The sequence below is a fragment of the Streptomyces sp. NPDC096079 genome (assembly GCF_040303145.1).
In the GTDB taxonomy this organism is placed as follows: Bacteria; Actinomycetota; Actinomycetes; order Streptomycetales; family Streptomycetaceae; genus Streptomyces.
Genome location: NZ_JBEOST010000048.1, coordinates 1 through 7,419 on the forward strand (window position 1 = coordinate 1; position 7,419 = coordinate 7,419).

Here is a 7,419-nt window from a genome sequence, read left to right on the forward strand (position 1 = left end):
CGACGACCTGATCACCCCCGACTACTGGGCCCGCCACATCCGCGGAGCCGTCCGCTTCCACCCCGGCATCCAGCACCTCGAAGCCAACGGCACCACCCGCTACCTCGAACTCGGCCCCGACGCCGTCCTCACCGCGCTCGCCCAGCAGACGCTGGACGGGACCGAGGCCGTCCTCGCGCCCACCCTGCGCAAGAACGCACCCGAAGCCACCACCCTCGCCACCGCCGCCGCCCGCCTCCACACCGCCGGCCACACCCCCACCGGCTGGCAGCCCCCCACCCCCACCCGCATCCCCGACGGCCTGCCCACCTACCCCTTCCAGCACGAGCACTACTGGCTCTCGTCGCGGCGGGCGGGCACGGACGTCACGGCCGCCGGGCTCACCGCCACGGACCACGCGCTGCTCGGCGCGGTGGTCACGCTCGCCGACACCGACCAGCTGGTCCTCACCGGCCGGATCTCGCTGCGCACCCACCCCTGGCTCGCCGACCACACCATCTCCGGCACCGCCCTCCTGCCCGGCACCGCGTTCACGGACCTCGCGCTGCACGCCGCCGGTCTCGCGCAGGTGCGGACGGTGGAGGAGCTGACCCTTGAGTCCCCCCTCGCCCTGGGCGCGGACACCGCGGTCACCCTCCAGGTGACGGTGGAGGCGGCGGACCGGGCGGGCCGCCGGGCGATCACCGTGCACTCGCGCACGGACGAGTCGGAGCCGTGGACCCGGCACGCCTCGGGCACGCTCACGGACGCCGCCCCCGCTCCCGAGCCCATCGCGTGGCCGCCGCCGGGCGAGCGGGTCGACCTCACGGGCGCGTACGAGCGGCTCGACGCGCACGGATACGCGTACGGTCCGGCGTTCCGGGGTCTGACCGCGCTCTGGCGCGACGGCGACGACCTCCACGCCGAGATCGAGCTCCCCGAGGGCGTCGACACCACCGGCCACACCCTCCACCCGGCGCTGCTCGACGCCGCGCTGCACCCGCTGGTCGACGGCGCCGAGGGCCTGCTGCCGTTCGGCTTCGGCGGCGTGACCCTGTACTCGACGGGTGCGACCCGGCTGCGGGTGCACGCGACCCCGTCGGCCGAGGGCGGTGTCACGCTCCGGCTGGACGATCCGGCGGGCGCGCCGGTCGCGGTCGTCGAGTCGCTGGTGCTGCGCCAGGTGGAGGCCGGTCGGCTCGCCGACGGCGGCCGTCGTCAGCCGCTGTTCACGATCGCCTGGCAGCCGTCCGTGGCCGCCGGGACCGAGGGCCACGAGGACGGCGAGCGCCGGGTGGTGCTGGGCTCCTCGCCCGAGGCCGGCGCACTCGCCGTCGCGCTCGGCGCGGAGGCGTACGCGTCCCTGGACGCGCTGCGGACGGCTCTGGACGCCGGCACGGCGACCGTCCCCGGGCTCGTCGTGCACGCGGCCGTGACGACCGGCTCCGGCCCGGAGTTCCCGTCGGCCGAGGCCCGCGGGGCCGCGCACGAGGCGCTGGCGACGGTGCAGGCGCTGCTCGACGACGAGCGGCTCGCGGACACCCGGATGCTGGTCGTCACGCGGGACGCCGTGGGCACCGCCGCGGAGCCCGCCGCCCCGGGCGCGGCGCCCGAGGTGACGACGTGGGGTCTGGTCGCCGCGCCCCTGTGGGGCCTCCTGCGGTCGGCGCAGTCCGAGTACCCGGGCCGTTTCGCGCTCGTCGACGTCGACGGAGCCGCCGAGTCGCGGGAGCGGCTGCGGGCCGTGATCGCGTCCGGGGAGCCGCAGAGCGCGGTCCGCGCGGGCGAGATCCGGGTGCCCCGGCTGGCCCGGGTCGCGGAGGACACCGCGACGGCCCCGTCCGCGTCCACCGCGACCGGTTCCCCGGCGCCCTCGGATTCCACGGCGCCTTCCGGTTCCACGGCGCCCTCCGGTTCCCCGGCGCCTTCCACATCCCTGGCCGCCGACGGGACCGTCCTGATCACCGGCGCCTTCGGGCGGCTCGGACGGCTGCTCGCCGAGCACCTGGTCGCCCGGCACGGCGTCCGGCGTCTGCTGCTCACCAGCCGGCGCGGCCCGGAGGCACCCGGCGCGGACGAGCTCGTCGCCCGGCTCGCCGAGGCCGGTGCCGAGGCGCGGGTGGTGGCCTGCGACACCGCCGACCGCGAGGCGCTCGCGGCGCTCGTCGCGTCGGTGCCCGCCGCACACCCGCTGACCGCGGTCGTGCACACGGCCGGTGTCCTCGACGACGGCGTGGTCACCGCGCTGACGGCGGACCGGCTCGACGCCGTGGTGCGTCCGAAGGCGGAGGCCGCCTTCCACCTCCACGAGCTGACCGCGGGCCTGGACCTGGCGGCGTTCGTCGTCTACTCCTCGGTGTCGGGTCTGGTCGGCACGGCCGGTCAGGCGAACTACGCCGCCGCGAACACCTTCCTCGACGCCCTCGCCCACCACCGTCACGCGCTCGGCCTTCCGGCGACCGCGCTGGCGTGGGGCCTGTGGGGCGAGGGCGGCATGGGCGAGAAGCTCGGCGGCTCCGACCTGGCCCGGATGGCCAGGTCCGGAGTGGTGGCGATGACGGAGGACGAGGGCCTCGCCCTGTTCGACGCGGCCTTCGGCCGTCCGGAACCGCTGCTCGTGCCCGCGCGCCTCGATCTGGCGGCGGTGCGGTCGCGGGCGGCGGCCGACGGTGTGCCGCCGCTGCTGCGCGGTCTGGTCCGCGCGCCGCTGCGCCGGGTGGCTGCCGCCGCGCCGGCCGGTGGCGGCGGTCTGGCGGCCGAGCTCGCCGGTCTCGACGAGGCCGGGCAGCAGCGCCGGATCACGGAGCTGGTGCGGGAGCAGGCGGCCGCGGTGCTCGGTCACGCGTCGGCGTCCGCCGTCGACGTCACCGCCGGGTTCAAGGACCTCGGCTTCGACTCGCTGAGCGCGGTGGAGCTGCGCAACCGGATCAACGCGGCGACGGGGCTGCGCCTCTCGGCCACCCTGGTCTTCGACTACCCCTCGCCGCAGGCCCTGGTGGCGCACCTGCGGGAGCGGCTCACCTCCTCGGGAGCGCAGGGGGCGTCCTCAGCGCTCGTCCCGGCGGCGCGGCCCGTGGCCGGGGGCGGGGCGGACGACGCGTACGAGCCGATCGCGATCGTCGGCATGGCCTGCCGCTTCCCGGGCGGGGTGACCTCGCCCGAGGACCTGTGGCGCCTGGTGAGCGAGGGCACGGACGCGATCGGGCCGTTCCCCGGGGACCGCGGCTGGGATCTGGAGAACCTGTACGACCCCGACCCGGAGGCGGTCGGCAGGTCCAGCACCGACCAGGGCGGGTTCCTCTACCGCGCGGGCGAGTTCGACGCCGAGTTCTTCGGCATCAGCCCGCGCGAGGCGACGGCCATGGACCCGCAGCAGCGGCTGCTCCTGGAGACGGCCTGGGAGACCTTCGAGCGGGCCGGCATCGACCCGGGCGAGGTGCGCGGCAGCGACACGGGCGTGTTCGCGGGCACGATGTACCACGACTACGCGCCGCACGTGCAGCAGATGCCGGAGGAGCTCGAAGGCATCCTCCTGACGGGCACGCTCGGGAGCGTGGTGTCGGGCCGCATCGCCTACACGTACGGCCTTGAGGGTCCGGCGATCACCGTGGACACGGCGTGCTCGTCGTCGCTGGTGGCGCTGCACCTGGCCGCGCAGTCGCTGCGGCAGGGCGAGTGCTCGCTGGCCCTGGCGGGCGGCGCGACGGTGATGGCGACTCCGGGCACCTTCGTGGAGTTCAGCCGGCAGCGCGGTCTCTCGCCGGACGGCCGCTGCAAGTCGTTCTCCAGTGCCGCCGACGGCACCGGCTGGAGCGAGGGAGCGGGTCTGCTGCTCCTGGAGCGGCTGTCCGACGCGCGCCGCAACGGTCACCGGGTGCTCGCGGTGGTGCGGGGCACGGCGACGAACCAGGACGGCGCGAGCAACGGTCTGACCGCGCCGAACGGTCCTTCGCAGGAGCGGGTGATCCGCCAGGCCCTGGCCAACGCACACCTGACCGCCGACCAGGTCGACGCGGTCGAGGCGCACGGCACCGGCACCCGGCTCGGCGACCCGATCGAGGCGCAGGCCCTCATCAACACGTACGGAAGCGAGCGCGACGCCGAACACCCGCTCTGGCTCGGCTCGTTGAAGTCCAACATCGGGCACTCGCAGGCCGCGGCGGGCGTCGGCGGCGTGATCAAGATGATCATGGCGATGCGGAACGAGGTGCTGCCCAGGACGCTGCACGCGGAGGACCCGACGGATCACGTCGACTGGTCCGACGGCACCGTACGGCTGCTCACCGAGAACCGGCCCTGGCTGCCGGCCGACCGGGAGCCGCGCCGGGCGGGCGTCTCGTCCTTCGGCATCAGCGGCACCAACGCCCACGTGATCATCGAGCAGGCACCGGAGGAGACCGGCGCCACCGGCGACTCCGAACTCGCCGACATTCCGTGGCTGTTGTCGGCCAAGAGCGAGCAGGCCCTGCGTGATCAGGCCCGTCTGCTCCACACGTACGCCACCGAGCACCCCGAGGTGCCGGCCCGGCAGGTCGCCGCCACGCTCGCCGCCCGCGCCCGCTTCGACCACCGCGCCGTCGTCGCGGCCGAGGACCGGGAGGCGCTGCTCGGCGCCCTCGCGGCGCTCGCCGAGGGCGCCGAGGCGCCGGGGCTGACCGCGGGCACCGCGCTCACCGGCGGCACCGCGTTCCTGTTCACCGGGCAGGGCAGCCAGCGGCTCGGCATGGGACGGGAACTCCACGCCGCCGACCCGGTGTTCGCCGCCGCCCTCGACGAGGCGCTCGCGGCGCTCGACCGGCACCTCGACCGGCCGCTGCGGGAGGTGATGTGGGGCGAGGACGCGGATCTCCTGAACCGCACGGAGTACACCCAGCCGGCCCTGTTCGCCCTGCAGACCGCGCTCCACCGGGCCCTTGAGCACCGGGGCGTCGTCCCGGACCTGCTGGCGGGCCACTCGATCGGCGAGATCGCCGCCGCGCACGCCGCAGGCGTCCTCGACCTGGAGGACGCGGCCCGGCTCGTCACGGTCCGCGGGCGGCTGATGCAGGCGCTGCCGGCGGGCGGTGCGATGGTCGCCGTCCAGGCGACCGAGGAGGAGGTGCTGCCGCACCTCACCCCGGGGCTGTCCGTCGCCGCGCTCAACGCGCCGGACTCCACCGTGGTCTCGGGCGTTGAGGAGGACGCGCTCGCGGTGCGCGACGCGTTCGCCGCGCTCGGCCGGCGCACCACCCGGCTCAAGGTCAGCCACGCCTTCCACTCGCCGCTCATGGAGCCGATGCTCGCCGCGTTCGAGGAGGCCGTCGCGGGGATCCGTTTCCGGCAGCCGTCGGTCCCGCTCGTCATGAGCGGCGACCCGACGACCGCGGCCTACTGGACGGCGCACATCCGCGACACGGTCCGCTTCACCGACCACGTCCGGGCCCTGGAGGAGCGCGGCGTCGTGCGGTACGTCGAGCTCGGCCCGGACGCCATCCTCACGGCCCTGGCCCGGCAGTCGCTGTCCGGCGCCGCCGTGCTCGCCCCGGCCCTGCGGCGCGGCGGCGACGAGGCGGGCACCTTCGGCGCGGCCCTGGCCCGGCTGCACGTCGGCGGGGTCTCCCCCACGGACTGGCGGCCGGACCGCACCCCGGCGCATCCCGAGGACCTGCCGACCTACCCCTTCCGGCAGGACCACTTCTGGCTCACCCGCCGCGCTGAGCGGCCGGGCGGCGCCGGGTCCGGGCACGCGCTGCTGGACACCGCGGTCCGGCTCGCCGACGACGACGGCTTCGTGCTGACCGGGCAGCTGTCCCGGCGCAGCCACCCGTGGCTGGAGGAGCACGCGGTCGGCGGGGCGGTGCTGCTGCCCGGTGCGGCCCTGGTCGACCTGGCGCTGCACGCGGCGGACCTCGCGGCGGCCGGGTCGGTCGACGACCTGACTCTCCAGGCCCCGCTGGTGCTGCCCGAGACGGGCGCCGTCGACCTCCAGGTGCGGGTGGGCGCGCCCGACGGGGCGGGCCGCAGACCGCTCGCGGTGCACGCCCGCCCGGCGGACGGCGGCGAGGAGAACGGCACGGCCGGTGACGGGACGGACTGGACCCGGCACGCGACCGGCACGCTCGCCGGTGCGCCCGGCGGCGCGTCCGTGGAGCACCTGTCCTGGCCGTCGGCCGGCGAGCGGGTGGACCTCACCGACGCGTACGACGCGCTCGCCGGGCGCGGGTACGCGTACGGGCCGCTGTTCCAGGGCCTGACGGGCCTGTGGCGGGACAGCGACGACCTGTACGCCGAGGTCGCGCTGCCGGACGACGCCGAGGACGGCGCCACCGCGGGTCACGTGCTGCATCCCGCGCTGCTCGACGCGGCGCTGCACGCCCTGCTCGTGGCCGACCCGGAGGCGCCGCTGCGGGTGCCGTTCAGCTGGTCCGGCATCTCGGCGTACGCCGAGGGGGCCCGGTCGCTGCGGGTGCGGCTGCGCAGGACCGGGCCGGACACGGCGGCCCTGACGCTGGCCGACGCGACCGGCGCGCCGGTGGCGGAGGTAGCCGAACTGGCCCTGCGCACCGTGGACCCGAGTGCGCTCGCCCAGGCCTCGGGCGGCTCCCGCGATCCGCTGTACGTGCTGCGCTGGCGGCAGGTTCCCGCGGAGCGGCCGGCGGACCCGGAGGCGCCGGCCGCCTCGTGGGCGACGCTCGGCAAGCACGGTGACGCGGTGGCCGACCGGCTGGGCGTCCGGGCCCGGCACGCGGACCTGGCGGGGCTTCGGGCCGCGCTGGACGCGGGCGGTCCCGTGCCGTCGGTGGTCGTGCTGCCGTGGCGGGAGGACGGCGAGGACGTGCTCGCCGCCGCCGACGCGACGGCGGTCGACGCGCTGGCCGTGGTGCAGGAGTGGCTGTCCGACGACCGCCTCGCCGACACCAGGCTCCTCATGGTCACGAGCGGCGCCGTCGCGGCGGGGCCGGATCCCCGGGTGACCTCACCGGGCGTGTCGACGGTGTGGGGTCTGCTGCGGACCGCGCAGCAGGAGACGGAGGGCCTGTTCACGCTGGTGGACCTCCCGCCCGCGCCGGTCACCGAGGGTGCCGCGGGCGGCTCCGGGGGCGACTGGGCGGCGGAGGCGGAGTCGCTGCCGGCCGTGGTCGCCTCCGGGCGTGGCGAGGTGGCCGTACGGGACGGGCAGCTGTTCGCCCCGGCGCTGGCCCGCGCCGAGCGGGACCGTGCCGAAGGAACGGCGGGCTCAGAAGGCGCTCCGGGCGCGGGGCGGTTCGATCCGGAGGGGACGGTGCTCATCACGGGTGGCACCGGCGCGCTCGGCAGTCTCCTGGCCCGTCATCTGGTGACGCGCCACGGCGCACGCCACCTCGTCCTCACCAGCCGACGCGGCCCCGACGCACCCGGCGCCACACAACTCGCCACCGAACTCACCCAACTCGGCGCCCACATCCGCATCGAAGCCTGCGA

Annotated in this window: 1 protein-coding gene; it reads left to right on the plus strand. The window is 76.4% G+C overall.

Features of this window, described 5'->3' with window-relative positions; genetic code table 11:
• On the plus strand, positions 1-7,419 hold a 7,419-nt coding region (locus ABTY59_RS37555; RefSeq protein ID WP_352023647.1), incomplete at both ends, for an SDR family NAD(P)-dependent oxidoreductase.